The sequence below is a fragment of the Rhabdothermincola sp. genome, from assembly GCF_036846205.1.
Lineage (GTDB): Bacteria > Actinomycetota > Acidimicrobiia > Acidimicrobiales > Acidimicrobilacustridaceae > Rhabdothermincola.
Genome location: NZ_DAIUCK010000059.1, coordinates 1 through 19,768, shown reverse-complemented (window position 1 = coordinate 19,768; position 19,768 = coordinate 1). Strand labels below are relative to the sequence as shown.

The 19,768-nt window shown below is 70.1% G+C and carries 19 protein-coding genes; 14 read left to right on the top strand and 5 right to left on the bottom strand.

Going from position 1 to position 19,768, the window contains the following annotated elements; all coding sequences use genetic code 11:
• Positions 1 to 752 (bottom strand): MBL fold metallo-hydrolase (locus V7004_RS09925; protein ID WP_334143713.1); only part of this gene is annotated, 752 nt, incomplete at its 3' end.
• Between the two features lie 73 nt (positions 753 to 825).
• Here V7004_RS09925 and V7004_RS09920 point away from each other — a divergent pair.
• Entirely contained in the window at positions 826 to 1,482 is a 657-nt protein-coding gene (locus V7004_RS09920) for a TrmH family RNA methyltransferase (protein ID WP_334143711.1), read from the top strand.
• Positions 1,483 to 1,509: 27 nt separating this feature from the next.
• Here the strand turns inward: V7004_RS09920 and V7004_RS09915 are convergent, their stop codons facing one another.
• Positions 1,510 to 2,025: a TetR/AcrR family transcriptional regulator gene (locus V7004_RS09915; protein ID WP_334143709.1), complete on the bottom strand. Its 516-nt coding sequence runs from the start codon at positions 2,023 to 2,025 to the stop codon at positions 1,510 to 1,512.
• A gap of 176 nt (positions 2,026 to 2,201) precedes the next feature.
• Between V7004_RS09915 and V7004_RS09910 the strand changes: the two genes are divergently transcribed.
• The 4 genes from V7004_RS09910 to V7004_RS09895 all read left to right on the top strand — a co-directional run bounded on the left by V7004_RS09910 (position 2,202) and on the right by V7004_RS09895 (position 6,196).
• Positions 2,202 to 3,110: a haloalkane dehalogenase gene (locus tag V7004_RS09910; protein WP_334143707.1), complete on the top strand. Its 909-nt coding sequence runs from the start codon at positions 2,202 to 2,204 to the stop codon at positions 3,108 to 3,110.
• A gap of 82 nt (positions 3,111 to 3,192) precedes the next feature.
• A complete protein-coding gene (locus V7004_RS09905; RefSeq protein ID WP_334143705.1) occupies positions 3,193 to 4,638 on the top strand; it encodes an ABC1 kinase family protein in 1,446 nt (481 codons plus the stop codon).
• Between the two features lie 75 nt (positions 4,639 to 4,713).
• The gene (locus tag V7004_RS09900; RefSeq protein ID WP_334143703.1) at positions 4,714 to 5,295 is read left to right on the top strand and encodes an HdeD family acid-resistance protein; all 582 of its coding nucleotides are present in this window, start codon (positions 4,714 to 4,716) and stop codon (positions 5,293 to 5,295) included.
• 118 nt (positions 5,296 to 5,413) lie between these two features.
• On the top strand, positions 5,414 to 6,196 hold the full coding sequence (locus V7004_RS09895) for a hypothetical protein (RefSeq protein ID WP_334143701.1): 783 nt from the start codon (positions 5,414 to 5,416) through the stop codon (positions 6,194 to 6,196).
• A 151-nt stretch (positions 6,197 to 6,347) separates the two neighbouring features.
• Here V7004_RS09895 and V7004_RS09890 read toward each other — a convergent pair whose 3' ends face one another.
• Entirely contained in the window at positions 6,348 to 7,766 is a 1,419-nt protein-coding gene (locus V7004_RS09890; RefSeq protein WP_334143699.1) for a pyridoxal phosphate-dependent decarboxylase family protein, read from the bottom strand.
• Entirely contained in the window at positions 7,763 to 9,370 is a 1,608-nt protein-coding gene (locus V7004_RS09885) for a xylulokinase (protein WP_334143697.1), read from the bottom strand. Before V7004_RS09885 ends, V7004_RS09890 begins: the two co-directional genes overlap by 4 nt.
• A 56-nt stretch (positions 9,371 to 9,426) precedes the next feature.
• Between V7004_RS09885 and V7004_RS09880 the strand changes: the two genes are divergently transcribed.
• Both V7004_RS09880 and V7004_RS09875 read left to right on the top strand, forming a co-directional pair.
• The gene (locus tag V7004_RS09880) at positions 9,427 to 10,029 is read left to right on the top strand and encodes a hypothetical protein (protein ID WP_334143693.1); all 603 of its coding nucleotides are present in this window, start codon (positions 9,427 to 9,429) and stop codon (positions 10,027 to 10,029) included.
• Positions 10,030 to 10,040: 11 nt separating this feature from the next.
• A complete protein-coding gene (locus V7004_RS09875) occupies positions 10,041 to 11,429 on the top strand; it encodes a glutamine synthetase family protein (protein ID WP_334143691.1) in 1,389 nt (462 codons plus the stop codon).
• Positions 11,430 to 11,489: 60 nt separating this feature from the next.
• On the opposite strand, the gene V7004_RS09870 is transcribed toward V7004_RS09875, so the two are convergent.
• Positions 11,490 to 11,681, bottom strand: a complete 192-nt coding sequence (locus tag V7004_RS09870; protein ID WP_334143690.1) for a hypothetical protein — start codon at positions 11,679 to 11,681, stop codon at positions 11,490 to 11,492.
• Between the two features lie 208 nt (positions 11,682 to 11,889).
• Between V7004_RS09870 and V7004_RS09865 the strand changes: the two genes are divergently transcribed.
• The 7 genes from V7004_RS09865 to V7004_RS09835 all read left to right on the top strand — a co-directional run.
• Positions 11,890 to 13,035 (top strand): iron-containing alcohol dehydrogenase, encoded by a 1,146-nt coding sequence (locus V7004_RS09865; protein WP_334143689.1) that lies wholly within the window; start codon positions 11,890 to 11,892, stop codon positions 13,033 to 13,035.
• 10 nt (positions 13,036 to 13,045) lie between these two features.
• Positions 13,046 to 13,828 (top strand): gamma-glutamyl-gamma-aminobutyrate hydrolase family protein, encoded by a 783-nt coding sequence (locus V7004_RS09860; protein ID WP_334143687.1) that lies wholly within the window; start codon positions 13,046 to 13,048, stop codon positions 13,826 to 13,828.
• Positions 13,825 to 15,129, top strand: a complete 1,305-nt coding sequence (locus tag V7004_RS09855; protein WP_334143685.1) for an aldehyde dehydrogenase family protein — start codon at positions 13,825 to 13,827, stop codon at positions 15,127 to 15,129. Before V7004_RS09860 ends, V7004_RS09855 begins: the two co-directional genes overlap by 4 nt.
• 73 nt (positions 15,130 to 15,202) lie before the next feature.
• Positions 15,203 to 15,901, top strand: a complete 699-nt coding sequence (locus V7004_RS09850; RefSeq protein WP_334143683.1) for an AIM24 family protein — start codon at positions 15,203 to 15,205, stop codon at positions 15,899 to 15,901.
• A 72-nt stretch (positions 15,902 to 15,973) separates the two neighbouring features.
• Positions 15,974 to 16,921, top strand: a complete 948-nt coding sequence (locus tag V7004_RS09845) for an alpha/beta fold hydrolase (RefSeq protein WP_334143682.1) — start codon at positions 15,974 to 15,976, stop codon at positions 16,919 to 16,921.
• Between the two features lie 46 nt (positions 16,922 to 16,967).
• Positions 16,968 to 17,465: a nuclear transport factor 2 family protein gene (locus V7004_RS09840; RefSeq protein WP_334143681.1), complete on the top strand. Its 498-nt coding sequence runs from the start codon at positions 16,968 to 16,970 to the stop codon at positions 17,463 to 17,465.
• 48 nt (positions 17,466 to 17,513) lie between these two features.
• On the top strand, positions 17,514 to 19,768 hold a 2,255-nt coding region (locus tag V7004_RS09835), incomplete at its 3' end, for a DUF4012 domain-containing protein (protein ID WP_334143680.1).

The window sequence follows — 19,768 nt, the reverse complement described above, 5'->3', positions numbered from 1 at the left end:
ATCCAGTCCTGCTCGGTTCCGGGTGCCGGGGAGGGGATGGGGTGGGTGAGCACGAGCGTGCGCACGCCGGCGCGCGCCGCGGTGCGGGCCGCGTCCTCGACGCTGGAGTGATACCCGAGGATGTCCTGCAGCCGCGGGACCGGGATGCTCTCCACGAGCGGGCGGTGCAGCACGGTTTGCACGTACACGTCCGCACCGGCGCAGAGCCGGTCGAGGCCTTCGCAGGGCACCGTGTCGCCCGCGATGACGATCGAGCGCCCCTCGGCCTCGACGCGGTAGCCGACCGTCGGGTGCACGGGTCGGTGGTCGGTGGGTTCGGCCGTGATGCGGACCCTGTCCTCGTCGACCACGACGCCGGAGGTCGCCTCGGTCACCTGGCACTCGGGCTCCCAGTCGAGGTCGGGATGGTGGGCGAGCCGGTAGCCGATGTCGTCCTCGAGCATGGCGAGGGTGCGTCGGACGAAGCGTTCGGTGCCCGGCGGCCCGTACACGGGCAGCGGCCGCGGGGTGAGCGACATCGCCCAGCGCATGGTCACGACGTCGTTGAAGTCAGTGACGTGGTCGCTGTGGAGGTGGGTCAGCAGGACCGCGGCCAGCCCCGCGGGCAGCACACCCGTGGCCGCGGCCCGCATCAGCACACCTCGGCCGCAGTCGAAGAGGAAGTCGCGGCCTGCGGCTCTCACCAGCGTGGCGGGGCCGGCACGGTGCGGGTCCGGGAGGGGGTTGCCGGTGCCGAGGGTCACGAGCTGCACCGCCCGACCGTAGGAAATTACAGTCACACTGTCAATAGTGTGCGTCGGCGGGCTCTGCGATGCTTGCACCGCGATGGGCGAGACCAGCGAAGCATCGGCGGCGAGCGGTGGCACCGTGCCGGATGGTGAGGTCGGCGTGGGGCCTCATCCCGAGCCGTGGCCGGACGACCCTCGTCTCGACCCGGAGCTGCTGCGCCACGGTGATCGTCGCAACGTCGTGGACCGCTACCGCTACTGGACCCGGGAGGCCATCCTGGCGGACCTCGACGCGCGCCGCCACCCGTTCCACGTCGCCATCGAGAACTGGCAACACGACATGAACATCGGAGCTGTGGTCCGCAACGCCAATGCGTTCCTCGCCGCCGAGGTGCACATCATCGGTCGGCGCCGCTGGAACCGGCGGGGGGCGATGGTCACCGACCGGTACCAGCACCTTCGCCACCACGACACGATCGAGGCCTTCGCCGGGTGGGCACGGGACGAGGGGCTGCCCGTCATCGGCATCGACAACCTGCCGGGCTCAGTCCCCCTGGAGCGGGTGGAGTTGCCCCGACGGTGCGCCCTGCTCTTCGGACAGGAGGGGCCTGGTCTGTCGAGCGCGGCCCGCGCCGCGTGCTCGATGGTGTGCTCGATCAGCCAGTTCGGCTCCACCCGGTCCATCAATGCCGGGGTGGCGTCGGGTATCGCCATGCACACGTGGATCCGTCAGCATGCGGAGCTGCCGAGCTGACCGCGGCGGACGGCCCAGGGCCGGCTCTCAGGCGAGCAACGCGGCGATCGTGCGGTGCATCGCCCGTCGGGCGGCCGCAGCCGACAGTCCAGCGCTGCGCACGGCATCCCACCATCCCCAGCTGGTGGTGGCATCGAGTGCCGCCAGCAGCTCCCGCCGTGCCCCGACCGGCAGCGCCTGCAGCTCGGGACGGAACACCTCGGTGAGCTGGCGCCGGTTGTGCGCGAGCACCCGGTCCCGGCGCTCCCGCAGCGCCGGTGAGAACGGCTCGTGCAGCATCGCCGCTCGGCGGAAGGGGGTGATCCACTCGAGCAGCGCTGCTCGCTGTTCGACCAGCTCGTCGATGCGCTCGGGGAGCGGGAGTGCTGCGTCGATCGGTCTGACCCGTTCGATCACCCGCTCGCTCTGGCGCTCCGCCACCGCTGCCAGGAGCGCCTCGAGATCGTCGAAGTGGTGGTAGATGAGCCGTTCGGAGATGCCGGCTCGCTCGGCGACTCGCGCCGCGGTCGGCTGCAGGTCCCCCTCTTCGATGAGCGCCAGCATCGCGTCGATGATGGCGGTGCGGGTCCGGATCGATCGGGCGATCCGGCCATCGACCTTGCCGGGTCGTGCGGGAAGCTTGGTTTCCCGGGTCGCGGCGCGTCTCGATGACCGCGCCGACGGTTGCTCGCGCTGGCCCACGGCTTGACATATTACAGAAGGTCTGCAATAAGCGGAACATGGAAACGTTGCGAACGCCGGACGAGCGGTTCACGAACCTGCCCGACTTCCCTTTCGAGCCGCACTACGTGGAGGTCCCTGACGGGGAGGGTGGCTCGCTCCGGGTCCACTACCTGGACGAGGGACCGCCCGAGGGCGGCATCGTGCTGCTGATGCACGGCGAACCGTCGTGGTCGTACCTCTACCGCAAGATGATCCCGGTGCTGACCAGTGCCGGCCTGCGGGCGATCGCACCGGATCTGGTGGGCTTCGGACGATCAGACAAACCGGCGCACCGTAGCGACTACACCTACCAGCGCCACGTGGACTGGATGCGCGCCACGCTCGTCGACGCCCTGGATCTGTCAGGGGTAACCCTGGTCTGCCAGGACTGGGGTGGGCTGATCGGCCTGCGCCTCGTCGGCGAGCATCCCGATCGCTTCGCCCGAGTGGTAGCCGCCAACACGTTCCTCCCCACCGGCGACAACCACCCCGGTGAGGCCTTCCTGGCGTGGCAGCGCTTCTCGCAGGAGGTCGAGACGTTCCCGGTGGGTGTGATCGTCAATGGTGGCTGCGTCACCGACCTGGCACCCGAGGTGATCGCCGCGTACGACGCGCCGTTCCCCGACGAGTCCTACAAGGAGGGGGCGCGCCAGTTCCCCGTGCTGGTGCCCACCCGGCCGGACGACCCGGCATCCGCCGCCAACCGCGCCGCGTGGAGGGTGCTTGAGCAGTACGACCGGCCGTTCCTCACCGCGTTCAGCGACCGCGACCCCATCACAGCGGGTGCGGACCGAGTCCTGCGCGAGCGCATCCCGGGTGCCGCCGGCCAGCCGCACACCACCATCGAGGGTGGGGGTCACTTCCTCCAGGAGGACCGGGGCGAAGAGCTGGCCCGGGTCGTGGTGGATTTCGTGGCTGCCACCTGAGCACCCCGCGGGTCCGGCGTGTTCGCACTGGGCGCTCCTCGGGAACCACAATGGCGACCTCAGCGTGTGAGGAGGGCGATCGGTGACGTCCAGCGCGAACCCGTCCATGCCGCGGGTGCACCCGCGGCGGCTCCCGGAGACCACCGGTCGCCAGCTGCGCAGCAGGGCGCTCCAGATCGGCCGGGTGGCGGCGAAGCACTTCGCCCCACTCGCCTATCGCGGGCTGCGGAAGCGCCCGCTGCCCGACAACGCGTTCGCCCGCCCGCTGCGCCTGACGTTCGAGGAGCTCGGCACGACGTTCCTCAAATACGGGCAGCTCATCGGCTCCGCCCCGGGCGTGTTCGGTGAAGACTTCGCGGAGGAGTTCCGCTCGTGTCTCGACACCGGGCCGGTCGTGCCGATCGACCAGGTGCGGGCCACGATCGAGGACGAGTTGGGGATGGCGCTGGAGGACGCCTTCGCGGCCTTCGACCCCGAGCCGATCGGGCGGGCGTCGATCGCGGTGGTCCACCGGGCCCGCACCCACGACGGCGAGGACGTGGCGGTCAAGGTCCTCCGGCCCGGCATCGAGCGCCGGGTGGCGATCGACCTCGACCTGTTCCAGCCCTTGCTCGAGATCGTCGCTCGCCAGACCGGCGACCAGATGGCCGGCTCCCTGCTCCAGATGTTCGACGGGTTCCGCCAGCAGCTCGGCGAGGAGCTCGACCTGCGCAACGAGGCCCGGGCGATGATCCACTACCGCGGGCTGCTGGAGCAGGTTGATCTACCGCTCGTGACCGTGCCGGCGGTGTTCCCTGAGCTGTCGAGTTCGCGGGTGCTCACGATGGAGTTCCTGGACGGGGTGCCCGTGGACGATCTGGCCGCCATCGAGAAGCTGGGCATCGACCCCCGACCGGTGGTGCAGCAGGTGGTGCAGGGATTCCTGCTCACCGCCATCCGCTGGGGCAACTTCCACGGGGACGTGCACGCCGGCAACCTGTTGCTGCTACGCGACGGTCGTATCGGCGTGATCGACTGGGGCATCGTCGGCCGGCTCGATCCAGAGACCCATTTCTTCTTCCGTCGCCTCATCCAGGGTGCGCTCGGCGATGAGACCTGTTGGGCCGACATCGCCGATCACCTCACCCGGATGGTGGGGCCGGCACTGAGGGAGGGGCTCGGCCTCGAAGGCGACGAGCTGGTGCAGTTCTGCCGGACCATGATGGAGCCGTTGCTCACCGCCCCGTTCGGCGAGGTCAGCCTGGCGGCCATCCTCAACGCCCCGCAGGAGCAGCTGGCGAGGGCCAAGGGCATCGAGGCCCACGACCGCTCCATCCGGGCCATCGCCCGCCGCTTCCGGGAGCAACGACGGGTGCGAGCACAGGTCGAGGCGCACGGCCTGGTGGCATCGGACTGGGACCGGAGCACCTTCCTGCTCACCAAGCAGCTCATGTACTTCGAGCGGTACGGGAAGATGTACCTCTCGGACGTCTCGATCTTCCACGACCGGGCGTTCTTCGAGAAGGTTCTCGCCGAACCCATCGGGTGAGCCAGCGACACCCATCGATCCCTTTGGGGGTCCCGAGGCGTAGGGTGGTGTGACCCACCGGGAGAGGAGGCACCGATGACCGCTGGCATGCCCACTCCGTCCCAGCAGCTCGCCCTGCTCCGCAGCAGCCGCTCGATCGCGTTGATCGCCGGCGTGCTGGCCCTGATCGGGGGTGTGCTCGTGCTCGCCTGGCCGGGAAAGACGATCGAGACCGTGGCGATCGTCGTCGGTATCTTCCTCGCGGTCGGCGGCATGGCCCAGATCATCGACGCGCTCGTCACCCACAAGGCGGGTACCTACTGGGGCCTGCTGGTGGTGCGAGGAGTGCTCGACCTGGCCGTCGGTCTGGTGGCGGTCTTCTGGCCCGCGATCACCGTGTGGGCACTCGTGCTGCTGATCGGGATCGAGCTGATCCTGGCGGGCGTGGTGTCGGTGATCGCGGGTCTGACGGTGCCCGCCGAGTCCGGGCTGCGCCCGCACCTGCTCTCCCGGGGCGTGGTGTCGATCCTGGTGGGGATCGTCGTGATCGCCTGGCCGGGGGCGACGGTGCTGGTCGTCGCGGTGCTCCTCGGCATCTACCTGGTGGCGTTCGGCCTCGTCCTGCTCTGGGCCGGCTACCAGCTCGGCAAGGCGGACCGCATGGTGCCCGCGGCGTGACGGTGGCGTGGATGGTGGGGCGGCCCGGGGACGAACCGCCCTCGTGGTAGGGGATCCTGGCGCTGATGTCGGCGCCGGGTCGGGTCGCCACCGGCGATGGCCTTGGATCGCCGGTGGGGTGGCGGTCGTGGTGGTCGGCGGGCTCGTTACCGTCGCAGTGCTCGGGGTTCGGGGCCGTGCGCCGGCGCCACTGTCGGTCGAGGAGGCGGTCGAGTCCTACCGCACCCAGGTGCCGCCTCCGCCGTCGATGGCAGACGGGGTGGAGCTGCCCGCGTTAGGCGTGTACACGGCCCGTGGCGAGGGCAGCGAGAAGCTGAGCTTCCAGGCGACCGAGCAGCGGATGGGGCCGACCATGCCGGTGACCGTGTCACCGGCGGGGGAAGGTTGCTTCCAGGTACGGATCGACTACAACTCGAACCACTGGCAGACCTGGAACTACTGCTGGCGGGACGGCTCGCTGGTCGACACCGGTGGCCAGGTGTTCCAGCGATTCGACTTCGTGGTGATCGCCCCGGAGTCGCTGTCGACCTCGACCTGCGATCCGGCGGTGGTCCTGCGACCCGAGATGGAACCAGGTGACGAGTGGACCCAGTCCTGTGCCATTCAGGCCTCGGGGACCGGGCCGAGCTCGACCTCCGGCCCGCACGTCTACCTCGGCTCAGAGACGATCCAGGTGGGCGGCGAGGAGGTGCCCGCTCGGCACGTTCGGGACGAGCGAACCTACTCCGGCGCCCAGTCAGGCAGCGGCACGGTGGACCTGTGGCTAGACGCTCGCACCGGCCTGCCGATCCGGTCGGAGTGGACCCTGCGGATCGACTCGCCCTCGCCGCTCGGCACGATCACCTACACCGAGTCCGGCAGCTGGACCCTGGAGTCGCTCATCCCCCGCACCCCTGGCTGACGGGCTCGCCCCTCTCCTCGAACTGTTCATGGATCCGCGGTCGGTGGCCGCGTGCTGGTGAACAGTTGGGGGGTCATGCCGAACTGTTCATGGATCCGCGGCCTATGACCGCGTGCTGGTGAACAGTTGCGGGGAGCTCCTTGAGCCCCGATCAACGCAGGCGGTACCAGCCGTCCATGAAGTCGAGCATCGCCTCCGCGACCAGACCCCGCTCGGGGACGGTGTTCGCCATCCCGTAGATGGGGGCCATGCCACCCTCGCTGGAGGGGTTCTCGCGCACCCAGTCGATGGCCGCCCGCAGATCCCCGAGGAAGCGCTCGGCCACCCCGGGCTGGGTGTGGCGCTGGGTGACGCACAGGTGCAGCGCGGCCGGCCGGTGGAGTGGGTTCAGTGCCCAGCCCCGAGCGGTCATGGCGTCGTTGATCCGGTAGATGTCGAGCGCGGGGTCGGTGCTGTCGAAGGCGATCACGAACAGCGGGTCGCCGTAGAGCCGCAGCTCCGGCATCTCCTTGATACCGGCCTTGATGGTCGAGGCGGTCTCCAGGATCCGGCGGGTGGCATCGAGGTAGCCCTCCTCGCCGATCGACACCATCGCCGCCCAGCACGCGGCGCTGAGTCCGCCAGGGCGGGAACCGGCGAACGATGGTGAGCAGTACAGGCCACCCGGCCAGTCGGTCATCGTGAAGTACTGGTAGTGGCGGAGCTCCTGGTTGCGGTACAGCACCACCGAGGTGCCCTTCGCCGCGTACCCGAACTTGTGGGTGTCGGCGGAGATCGACGTCACCCCCGGTAGGCGGAAGTCGAACGGCGGGACGTCGTAGCCCAGCTTCTCGGCCCACGGCAGGACGAACCCTCCGAGGCAGGCGTCGGTGTGGAACCCGATGCCCCGCTCCCGGGCGATCTCCGACAGCTCCTCGATGGGGTCCACGATGCCGTGGGGGAACGGCGGCGCCGAGCCGACGATCACCACCGTGTCGTCGGTGACCGCGTCGGCCATGGCATTCACGTCTGCCCGCCAGTCGGGCCCCACCGGGACGTGCACGATGTCGATGCCGAAGTACTGCGCAGACTTGTCGAACGCGGCGTGCGCGGTCTCGGGAACCACCATCTGCGGCCTGGTGATGCCCTTGGTGGTCCGGAAGTAGTCGCGGTAGGTCTTCATAGCCAGCTGGATGCTCTCGCTCCCGCCGGAGGACACGGTGCCGCACACCCCGTCGGGGCTCCCCGGCCCACCGCCGATGTGCCCGCCACCGAGCATGTGGGCGGTCATGGCCACGATCTCGCTCTCGTACTTCACCGCGCTCGGCCACACGTCGGTGTGCAGCGGGTTCGACTGCGAGTTGATGGCGTAGGCCTCGATGAGGAAGTCGATGTGGTCCTGGTCCCGGTTGTAGACGCAACCCGAGGCGTAGCCTTCGGCCCACCTTGCCTGCTCCTCGGCGGCCATCTCCCGCATGACCCGCAGCACCTCCTCGCGCGGCACCCCGGTCGGGGGGAGCTTGGCGTAGGTCTCGTAGCGCTCGCGGAACTGCTTGATCGTTGGTTCGGGTGGGACGGGGTGGTCGGTCATGACGGTCCTCGTGGATGGCGGTTCAGTTTGGCGAAGATGCCCTTGGTGCGCTTGTAGTACTCGGTGAAGGCCTCGAAGGCCCGGTCGTAGGTGGCCCGGGTGGAGCGGTCGGGGGTGAAGGTCTCGGTGATCGCCACCCGAGCTGGGATGTCGTCCCACCGCAGGTACCCGAGCGCTACGGCGGCGGAGAACGCTGCACCCCGCACGTTCGCGAGCCGCGGCTCGGCGGCCTGCCGGATCGGGCGGTCGAGCACGTCGGCCATGATCTGGCACCACAACGGGGAGAGCGCACCGCCGCCGATGTAGGTGAGGCCGTCGAAGCGCCGTTTCGTGAAGCGCTCGGCGTAGACGAGCATCCACCGGGCATTGAGGGCCACGCCTTCGAACACGGCCCGTACCAGGTCGGCCCGCCGGGTGGCCAGGCCGAGGTTGATCCATCCTCCGCGGATGCGGTGGTCGTCGACCGGGGTGCGCTCCCCGTTCAGCCAGGGGAAGAACAGCACCCCGTTGCTCCCCGGCGGTGAGGTCGCAGCGAGCCCGTTGAGTGCCTCGAGCATGTCGTCGGGTGCGTCGACCACGGAGAGGGCGTCGTCCGCGAGCAGGACGTTGTCGATCAACCAGGTCAAGGATGCACCTGCCACGTCCTGCTCGGTGGCGACCCAGTAGCGCGAGGGGATGCCGGAGGGCAGCGACGTGATGTTGTGGAGCAGGTCGGTCTTCTTGAACGGCACGTGGCAGGACAGCCACGACGAGGTGCCCACGTAGAGGTGGCCGTCGAAGTCACGCACCGCGCCGGCCCCGATGCCGGCCGAGCTGGTGTCACCCGTGCCGGTGATCACCTGCACGTGCTCACCGAGCCCGAGCTCCTTCGCCCGTTCGGGGGTGATGGGACCGACCACCGATCCGGTCGGTAACAGATCGGGGAGCTTGGCCCGATCGATGCCGGTCCACGACAGCAGCTCTTCGTCGTAGACAACCCGTGAGAGGTCGCGGTTGTCGGTGACCCAGTGCCCGACGATCGAGTCGTAGGACGCCGCGAACCGCCCCGTCAGCCGCATGTTCAGGAAGTCCATCGGCTCGAGGAACTTGTAGGTGTCGCGGTAGACGTCGGGCCGCTCGTGCTTGAGCCACAGGATGTGGCCCACCGAGTCCTTGCCCGTGCGGGAGGGGACGCCGCCGGTGACCTGCAGCCACCGTCGGAGCTTGCGGGCGTTGTAGCCGACGGTGGGGACGGCGAGACCACCTCCGGTCACCTTCTTGACGTAGCGACTGCCGCGGTCGTCCATCCAGCTCACCGCGTTGGCGAGTGGGGTGCCCGTCTCGTCGACCGGGACCGTCGCCATCCACTGGGCGGTGATGCTGATGGCCACGATGTCGTGGACGGGAACCAGCTGGCGTCCCAGCAGCTCACCGATGCCGTCGACGATGGAGCTCCACCACTCCTCCGGGTCCTGCTCGACGCCACCGCCGGGCACGAGGATCAGCCCGTTGCGACGGACCGTGTGGGCGATGACCTCACCGTCGGTGGAGACCAGGGCGATCTTCGGTCCGCCGGTGCCGAGGTCGATCGCCAGGACGAACGTCGGTGCCGGGGTGCCGTCCATCGCGCCGACGCTACTCGCTGCTCGGGAACCCGGATGTGGCCGGTAGCCTCGCCGCCGTGGACCCGGCGACCGTGCTCGGTGCGATCGCGACCCTCACGTTCCTGGCCCGGTTGGTCCCCCAGCCCGTGCGTCTGGTCCGCACGGGCGTGCCCGACGGGGTGTCGCCGCTGATGGCGCTGAACGTGGCGGTCACCGAGCTGGCCTGGCTGACCTACGGGTTCCTGTCCGGGTTGGTGCCGGTGTGGCTGGTCACCCTGCCTGCCCTGCCGCTGGCGGTGTGGACCGCGGTGCTGCTCCGGCACCAGACCCGTCGGCGTGACCTGATCGGGGCGGGTGTCTGGCTGGCGGCGATCGTGGTGGCGTGGCTGGCCGGCGCGCTGGGCGCGGTGCTCGCGGTGTCGGTCCTGGTCCAGTACGGCCCGCAGGTGTGGACGGCGCTGCGGAGCGACCGCCTGGAAGGGATCGCACCGGCGACGTGGAAGCTGGCCATCGTCGACGCGTTCATGTGGGGCGCCTACGGGTTGGCGGTCGGTGATGCGGCGCTGATCCTGTACACGGTGACGCTGTCGAGCTGCGCGGTGGTGATCCTGGTACGCATCGCGCACAGCCACCGAGCCGCCAGCGCGCTCAGGGCCGCGCCGGGCCGGGGCGGGGCGTAGGCTCGCCGAGCATGAGCGGGAACGGGCACGGCAGCGGCGAGGAGACCCACCAGGACCCGATCGACACCATCCGTAGCTCCCCGGCGGATTACGTGAAGGTGGCGATCACCGACGTCGATGGGGTGCTGCGGGGCAAGTATCTCGACAAGGGCAAGTTCCTCTCGGCGGCCCGCTCCGGGTTCGGGTTCTGCAACGTGGTCTTCGGGTGGGACACCGCGGATGAGTGCTACGACAACGCCACCTACACCGGCTGGCAGTCGGGCTATCCCGACGCGGAGGTGCGTCTCGACCTGTCCACCCACCGCAGGATCCCTTGGGAGGGTGATCGTCACTTCTTCCTGGGCGACTTCATGGGAACGGGGAACCAGCCACTCGAGGTCTGCCCCCGCCGGGCCCTGCGGGGGGTCGTCGAGCGGGCGGCGGCGATGGGGTACGTGGCCAACTTCGGTCTCGAGTTCGAGTGGTTCAATTTCCTCGAGTCGCCGCACTCGGTGAACGAGAAGGGCTTCCGGGACCTCACCCCGCTCACTCCGGGGATGTTCGGCTACTCGGTGCTGCGCCAGGCGCACAACCAGCCCTTCTTCGACGCCCTGCTGCGTGAGCTACGGGCCTTCGGCGTGCCACTCGAGGGGCTGCACACCGAGACCGGCCCGGGGGTGTTCGAGGCTGCCATCCTCTACGCCCCCGCGCTCGAGGCCGCGGACCGGGCCCAGCTCTTCAAGGCGGGCGTGAAGGAGATCGGTCACCGGTTCGGCATCATGCCCACCTTCATGGCTCGCTGGAACACCGACCTGCCAGGCTGCTCGGGCCACGCCCACCAGAGTCTCTGGGACCTCGACGGCGAGCGGAACCTGTTCCATGACGAGCGGGACGAGCATTCGATGAGCGGCCTGTTCCGCTCCTACGTCGCCGGCATCCTCCAGCTCCTGCCGGAGCTGCTCGCCCTGTGGGCACCCACGGTCAACAGCTACAAGCGGCTGGTCGACGGCTTCTGGGCGCCGACCAAGCCGTCGTGGGGCGTCGACAACCGCACCGTCGCTTGCCGGGTCATCCCCGGTTCGGCCAGCTCAACGCGGCTCGAGATGCGGGTCCCCGGCGCGGACGTGAACCCCTACCTGGCGGTGGCCGCCTGCCTGGGCGCGGGCCTGTGGGGGATCGAGCAGGGCCTCGAACTCGACCAGCCACCCACCCGGGGGAGTGCCTACGCCGACGGCACGCTCCCGCGCCTGCCCCGCACCCTCCAGGAGGCCACCGATCGCCTGGCCGGGTCGAAGGTGGCCCGGGAGCTGTTCGGTGACGGCTTCGTGGAACACTACGTCGCCACCCGGGAGTGGGAATGGCGCCGCTTCGCGGAGGCGGTCACCGACTGGGAGCTGCGGCGCTACTTCGAGATCATCTGAGCTCGACCGGTCTGAGCCGCGACCGGGCAGAACCCTCGCGACACGGACGCTGTTCGGAGGTCAGGCGTCGTCGGCGGGTCTGGTTCCGACCATCGCCTCGTGGACGGCCCAGCCGTCCGCGTCGGGGTCGTCGGTGAGGGTGGTCAGCGCCCACCCGGCGCGCTCGCGAGCACCGCCGCGGTCGGCGTCGTCCGCCAACCCGCAGAGCGCCTCACCTCGCCTGGCGAAGAGCTCGAGCGCGTCGGCCGTCATCCCAGCCGGGCTGCTGGCTCCGGATCTCATCCACGATGGTCGTTCCATACGACCTCCTCTCGTGGTCGGTGGCCTCGCAGGCCTCCACCCGGATGGTACGCCTCAGGGGCTCTCGCCGGTAGGCGCCGAGACCGCGAGCCGCTTCGGAGCGCCGGGCGCACCGGGCGCGCCCGGGGGCGGCTCGGGGAGGCCGGTAGCCTGCGGGTCGATGGTGATCGACCGGTTCAGCTTCCCCACCGACATCCGTTTCGGCGTCGGTGCCCGCCACCTCCTCCCCGACCACCTCCTTGAGGTGGGGGTCGAGCGCCCGCTGGTTGTCACGGACAAGGGGGTGTCAGCCCTCCCACTGTTGGACGAGCTGGTGGACGGGCTGCGGGGCGGGGGTCTGCAGCCCGCCGTGTTCGACGGCGTGTGGGGCAACCCCACCGAGTCGCAGGTGCGGTCCGGGGTCGGGCGCTATCACGAGCACGGGGCGGACGCCGTGGTGGGGGTGGGTGGCGGCGCGGCGCTCGACGTGGCCAAGGCGGTGGCGCTCATGGCCACCCACCCGGGCGCGCTGTTCGACTACGAGGACGGCCGTCCCGGGGCGAGGCCGATCACGGATGCGGTGTGCCATCTGGTGGCATTGCCCACCACGGCGGGCACGGGGAGCGAGGTGGGGCGTAGCGCGGTGATCAGCGACGACACCACCCACGTCAAGCGGATCATCTTCTCGCCGCACCTGCTGGCTCGAGTGGTGCTCGCCGACCCGGAGTTGACGGTCGGTCTGCCGCCACCGCTGACCGCGGCCACCGGCATGGATGCCCTCACCCACAACATCGAGGCGTACCTGGCCAAGGCGTACCACCCGATCTGTGACGGCATCGCGCTCGAAGGGCTCCGTCTGGGAGCGACCCACCTGCTTCGCGCCGTGGCCGAGCCGGGGGATCTCGACGCTCGTACGGGGATGCTCATGTCGTCGATGATGGGGGCCATCGCCTTTCAGAAGGGGCTGGGGGTGGTGCACTCGACCGCCCACGCGCTCGGCACGGTGGCCGATCTGCATCACGGCCTGGCCAACGCGGTGATGATCGACCATGGCCTGCGCCTCAACGTCGAAGCGTGCCCCGAGCGTTTCGCCATGCTGGCCGCCAGCGCCGGGCTCGACGCACACACTCCCGAGGCCTTCCTGGGTTGGCTACGAGACCTGAAAGCCGACATCGGCATCCCCGGGTCGCTCGCTCAGCTCGGGGTGGATCGGTCACTGGTCGATGAGCTGTCACGGGTGGCGTTCGCCGATCCCTGCCACCTCGACAACCCCCGTCCGGTGACCGAAGCCGACCTCCGGGGCATCTTCGTGGAGGCCTTCGGATGAGGATCCGCCGATGAGCCGGCTCGACGACCGCCGGCCACGGATCGGGATCTCGGCCAGCTTCTTCCACCCGGATCCCGAGCGCGCGGTGTTCAAGGGCAAGACCCTCCTCTACCTCGACGAGGCGGTCTCGCACTGGGTGGCCTCTGGTGGGGCCGTGACCTACCTCATCCCCACCGCTCCCGGTACCGGTCCTGAGATCGACGACTGGGTGGCCGACCTGGACGGCCTGGTCCTGCAGGGCGGGTCCGACGTCTGCCCCCGGACCTACGGTGAGGAGCCGCTCCGCCCGGAGTGGGTCGGCGACGAGATTCGGGACTGCTACGAGATCGACCTCCTGAACCGTTTCCACGAAGCGGGCAAGCCGGTGCTGGGGGTGTGCCGCGGCGCGCAGGTCATCAACGTCGCGTTCGGCGGCACCCTCTACCAGGACATCGCCACCCAGGTGCCCGGTGCGCTCGAGCATCGTGACTGGCACCGCTACGACCACAACGAGCATGAGGTGCACATCGTGGAGGGCAGCGGGTTGGCGATGTTGTACCCGGGCGTGTCGACGGCTCGGACGAACAGCGTGCACCACCAGGCGGTGAAAGACCTGGGCAACGGGCTCACCGTGGAGGCACGGTCCGTGGCCGACGGCATCGTGGAGGCGGTCCGGCTCGAGGATGCGGACGATCGGTACGTCTTCGGTGTCCAATGGCATCCCGAGTGGGTGGGCGATCGCGAACACCTGCTGTCGCCGCGGCCCATCCTGGCCGAGTTCATCGAGCGGGCCCGGGGGGTGGCATCCCGATGAGCGCGGAGGGCGCGTTCGCTCGGGCGGCAGCCGCCGCGCCCGGCTGGGCTGCCCGCCCGCTGGAGGAGCGGGTGGCGATCATCCGCCGGTTCGGCGACCTCGTGGCACGGGATCGTGACCGACTGGCGGAGATCCTCACCGACGACATGGGCAAGCCCATCACCCAGTCCCGCAACGAGCTGGCAGGCGTGGGCCCCCGCGTCGACTACTTCGTGGACGAGGTACCGCGGGTTCTGCAGCCGACCACGGTGTACGACGACGGTGAGCTTGTCGAGCAGATCGGCTGCGAGCCCCTGGGGGTCGTGGCCAACATCTCGGCGTGGAACTACCCGTGGTTCGTGGGGATGAACGTCCAGCTCCCGGCGCTGCTCACGGGCAACGCGGTGCTCTACAAGCCTTCGGAGCTGGTGCCCCGCACCGGTGAGGCCATCACCGAGTTGCTGTACGCCGCCGGAGTTCCCGAGGACGTGTTCGTGCTGGTGTCGGGGGGTCCCGCCGCGGGTGCCGCCCTGCTCGAGCAGCCGGTCGACGGGGTGTTCTTCACCGGCTCCTACGCCACGGGGCGGCGCATCGCCGAGGCCGTCGCCGGTCGCATGATCAGGCTCCAGCTCGAGCTGGGTGGCAAGGACCCGGTCTACGTCACCGACGATGTCGACCTCGGGTCCGCCGCGGCCTCCCTCGCCGACGGTGCCTTCTACAACAACGGGCAGAGCTGTTGCTCCGTCGAGCGGATCTACGTGCACGAAGCCGTGTACGAGGCGTTCGTGGAGGCGTTCGTCGCCGTGGTCGAGGGCTTCGTCGTCGGTGACCCCCACGACGAGCGCACCTACCTCGGCCCTCTCGCCCGCCCGGAGCAGCTCGAGGTGCTCGAGGCTCAGGTGGCCGACGCGGTGGCGAAGGGCGCGGTGGTGCGAACCGGAGGTCATCGCCTGTCCGATCGCCCAGGCGCCTGGTTCGCTCCGACCGTGATCACGGACGTCACCAACGACATGGACGTGATGCGAGTCGAGAGCTTCGGACCCATCATCGGTATCGGGGTGGTGGCGAGCGATGACGAGGCGGTCGCTCTGATGAACGACACCGACTACGGCCTGACCGCGGCCGTGTACACCCGCGACGAGCAACGAGCCCGGCGGCTGCTCGCCCGGCTCGACGTGGGCTCCGCCTACTGGAACTGCTGCGATCGGGTCAGCCCCCGTCTGCCCTGGTCGGGGCGGCACCACTCGGGCATCGGGGCGACGCTGGGCACGGCGGGGATCCTGGCCTGCGTCCAGCCCAAGGCCTGGCACCTGCGGCGCTGAGCGCGAGATCCGGGACGCGACCGCAGAGCAGGCCGTAGAGTCGCGGGCCGACCCGGAGCTGGAGGTGTGAACCGTGGCAATCCATCCTGTCGCCCTCGACATGGCGGCTGCGCAGGAGACGACGGGCCAGGACCCGTTCACCTTGCAGAACAAGAAGATGCTCAAGGTGCTGTTGCACTACGGCCCGATCAAGGCTGCCCTCGGCTCAATGGTCGCCTACCAGGGCGACGCGAAGTTCGAGTCCGCGGGTGCGGGCGGGGCCGGGAAGTGGCTCAAGCAGAAGTTCACCGGTGAAGGCCAGAAGCTGATGACGGTTCAGGGCACCGGCGAGGTGTTCCTCGCCGACATGGGCAAGGAGATCCAGGTGATGTACCTGGAGAACGACTCGGTGAGTGTCAACGGAGCGAGCATCCTTGCCCACAGCGCCAGCATCGATGGCGACATCCAGATGGTCGGTGGTGCGGGGATGATGGCGGGTGGCATGTGGAACGTCGTGCTGTCGGGCACCGGGTACGTAGCGGTGACGACCGATGGCCCACCCGTGGTGCTCGATGTGGCCAGCGCTCCCACGTTCGCCGATCCCAACGCGGTGGTGATGTGGACCAGCGGGGTCACCATGAACATCAAGGCCGACGTGAACCTGAAGACCCTCATCGGCAAGGGCTCGGGCGAGACCTTCCAGATGGCCTTCGGCGGCCAGGGCTGGGTGATGATCCAGCCGTCGGAGGGCTACACGGCTGGGGGCGGTCAGGGCACCGGTGTGGGCATGTAGCGCCGGCTCCCCGACGACCGCACGGAGTGCTGTGTACCTCCCCGAGCGCGCGCTCTGGCACAATCTGGCGCCGTGACCGACCCCTGCCCGCCTCCGAACCTGCCGGAGGTCGAGCACGTGGTCGAACTGGCCGATGGGCGTGTGCTCGGGTACGCGGAGTTCGGTGATCGCGCCGGCCTTCCCGTGCTGTGGTTCCACGGCACCCCAGGTGCCGCCAAGCAGGTACCTCCCGAGGCGCCGTCGGCAGCTCGGGATCGGGGGATCCGCCTGATCGGCCTGGAGCGTCCGGGCACCGGGCGTTCCACCGCCCACCAGTACGGGCGGGTCCTCGACTGGGCGCTCGACGTGCGCCAGGTGAGTGACCGGCTCGGTCTCGAGCGGTTCGCCGTGGTGGGCCTCTCAGGCGGCGGCCCGTTCGTGCTGGCCTGCGCCTACCTGATCCCCGAGCGGGTCGTGGCCGGCGCGGTGCTCGGCGGCATCGGCCCCACCGCCGGCCCTGAGGCCGCGCCCGGCTACACCCGGCTGCTGGCGCCCTTCGCGCCCTTGCTGTCGCTCATTGCCGGTCCCGCCGGGCTGGCCATGACCTGGGTGTTGCGACCGCTGGCGGCCGTGGCCGCCTCACCGGTGTTCGACCTGTACGCCCGCCTCGGGCCCGGTCCCGACCGCTCGGTACTCGCCCGTCCGGACATGAAGGCCGCCTTCCTGCACGACCTCACCACCGCGATCCCGCACGGGTTGCGCGCCCCGGTGTACGACCTGGTGCTCTTCGCCCGTCATTGGGGGTTCTCGTTGCGGGACGTCCGGGTCCCGATCCGGTTCTGGCACGGCGCCGACGACATCGTCGTGCCCCTCAGCCACGGTGTCCACCAGGCCGAACTGGTCCCCGACGCACAGCTCACCGTGGTGCCCGGCGGCGGGCACTTCGCCGGCTACGAGACGGTCCACGAGGTGTTCGACACCCTGCTGGCGTTGTGGCCGGACGAGGTCCATCGGCACCGCCTCGAGGGCACGGCGGTCTGAGCAGGCGCTCGGCGCCGGGCCCGGTCACCGGGCGTACCATCCGCCCATGGAGCTGAGCGACCTCCTCGAGATCGAGGCCATCAAGCGAGTCAAGTACGCCTATCTCCGCTGCATCGACCAGAAGCTGTGGGCGGAGCTGCGGGAGCTGTTCACCGAGGATGCGGTGGCCTCCTACAGCGGTGGGAAGTACCACCTGGAGGGCCGGGACGACATCGTCGCCTTCCTCGAGCGGAACATGGGCGCGCCGACGTTCCACTCGAGCCATCGAGTCCACCATCCCGAGATCGACCTCACCGGCCCGGACACCGCCCTCGGCACCTGGGCGATGGACGACGTGGTGATCATGACCGACTGGAATGTGACCGTGCGGGGCGCGGCGTTCTACCGGGACGAGTACCGCAAGGTCGGGGGAGACTGGAAGATCGCCCGCACCGGCTACAAGCGCACCTACGAGGAGCTGCAGTCCCGAGCCGAGGTGCCCGGCCTGGCGTTGACCGCGAGCTGGTGGAGCACCGGCGGGGTCAGCCAGCTCGACGCCGGCTGAGTCGAGCCGACCCGCTCGCTGGCCGGTCGACCCGTAGCATCGGCGCTGATGCGCGCACGGCGACCATCGACGGGGGTCCGCCGGTGGGAGCCGGTCTCGGTGTGGGCGATCGCCGGGCTGGCTGGTCTCGGGGCCCTGTTCGCGGCGGGCGCGCCGACGGGGCTGGCCGTGGTGGACGGCTGCTGGCGTTTCCTGTTCGCCGCGGCGGTGACCCGGGCCGCAGCGGCGGCCGCGCCTCCCAGCTGGATCGTGCTGGCCGGCGTCGGGGCGTGCGTCGCGGTCGGTGGTCATCCGGTCCTGGTGGCTGGCGCGCTGGTCGTGCTCGTCGCCGCGATCGCGCTGGCGCTGACGCCGAGCAGGCCCGCGATCGCGGGCGCGGTGGTGGTCGGGGCTGGCGTGCAGGTCCTGCTGCGGCTGCCCGACACCGGTCCCGTCGGGCTGTCCGCGCTGGCGAGCCTCGTCGGGGCCGTAGCCGTGGCCGGTTCCGCCTATCGTCGGGCTGGGAGCACGGCGCGACGACGGGTCAGGAGGGCCGCGCTTGCCGGCGGCACCCTGGGCGCCCTGATCCTGGCGCCAGTGGTGGTCGCGGGAGCGATCAGCTGGCGCAACGGCAGCCGAGCGGCGGAGGAGAGCCGGGCATGGCTCGACGCGGCACGAGCGGGTGATCAGCAGGGTGTGCTCGCCCACCTTCGCTCGGCTCGTGAGGCGTTCGACACGACGGCCGCTGTGACCACCGCCTGGTATGTCCAGCCGGGCCGGGCGCTGCCGATCGTGGGGCGCCAGCTCGACGCGGTCACCACCGTCGCCCGTTCGGGGGCCGCCATCGTCGACGCGGCCACCCGGGCGGCCGAAGTCGCGGACTTCGAGCAGCTCCGTGTCGAGGGGGGACGGGTCGACGTGGAGCTGCTCGCCGCCCTCGCCCAGCCGATGCATGAGGCGGTGGGCGTGATGGCGGCGAGCCTCGCGGAACTCGGCGCGCTCGACCAGACGTGGCTGCTGCCCGCCGTCCGTGCTCGGGTCGACCGGTTCGAGCAGCAGGTGATCGACGCCAGCGACGACGCGGACCTGGCGGCAGCCACACTCGACGTGGCCCCGGACCTGCTGGGTCGCAGCGGGGCGCGCCGGTATCTGATCCTGTTCACCAGCCCGGCCGAGAGCAGGGAACTCGGTGGCTTCATGGGCAACTGGGGGGAGCTGGTGGCCGACGGGGGCACTCTCGAGCTCACGGCCAGCGGCCGAGCTGCCGAGCTGAACGCAGGCAGCCGACTGCCCCTGGGACAGCACCCGCCGCTGGCGGATCCGACCCGCTATCCGGAGCGCTACCTCCAGTACCGACCGTGGACCCACTGGCAGAACATCACCGGCACCCCCGACTTCCCGACGGTGGCGGAGATGGCCCGGGAGCTGTACCCGCTCGCCCGCGAGGGCGAAGCCATCGACGGGGTGCTCTACGTCGACCCTGAGGGCCTCGCCTCGCTGCTCCGCCTCGTCGGCGAGATCAGGGTCGCGGGGTACGAGCAGCCGCTCACCCCCGACAACGTGGCCGACTTCCTGCTCCGCCAGCAGTACGCGCAGTTCCCGGACACCGACGAACGGGTCGACTTCCTCGAGCGGGTGTCACGGGAGACCTTCGAGCGACTCACCACCGGCGACCTGCCCGGACCCCGCGCCGTCGGTGAGGCTCTCGGTCCGGCCGTGGCGGCGGGTCAGCTGCGCTTCTGGGCCTTCGACCCCCGTGAGCAACCGCTCCTGCGGCGCCTGGGACTCGATGGTGCGATGGCGCCACCAGCCGCCGACTCCGACGGGCTGCTCGTCACGGTGGCGAACGCCAACCCGAACAAGCTTGACGCCTACCTGCACCGCACCGTCCGCTACGACGTCGCGCTCGATCCCACCACCGGGGTGATGGAGGGACGGGTGGCGGTCGAGCTCATCAACGACGCACCTCCCGGCGGGTCCGACTACGCGGCCGGCAACGACTACGGCTTCCCGCACGGCTCCAACCGGACCTACCTGTCGCTCTACAGCCGGTTCCCGGTCACCTCGGCCACCGTCGGCGGGGAGGTCCTGCCGGTCGAGATGCACGAGGAGTATGGCTGGCGGCGCGCCGGGGCGCACGTGGTCGTCCCACCGGGGGGCCGGTTGGTGGTCACGTTCACGGTGAGAGGCTCGATGGACCCTGATCGCTACCGGTTGGACGTCCGGGCCCCGGCGCTGGTCTTTCCCGATCGGCTCGAGGTGACGGTCCAACGCCGCGACGGCGAGCGGCAGCCTCTCGTGATCGAGGGGTCCGGGGTGTCGGG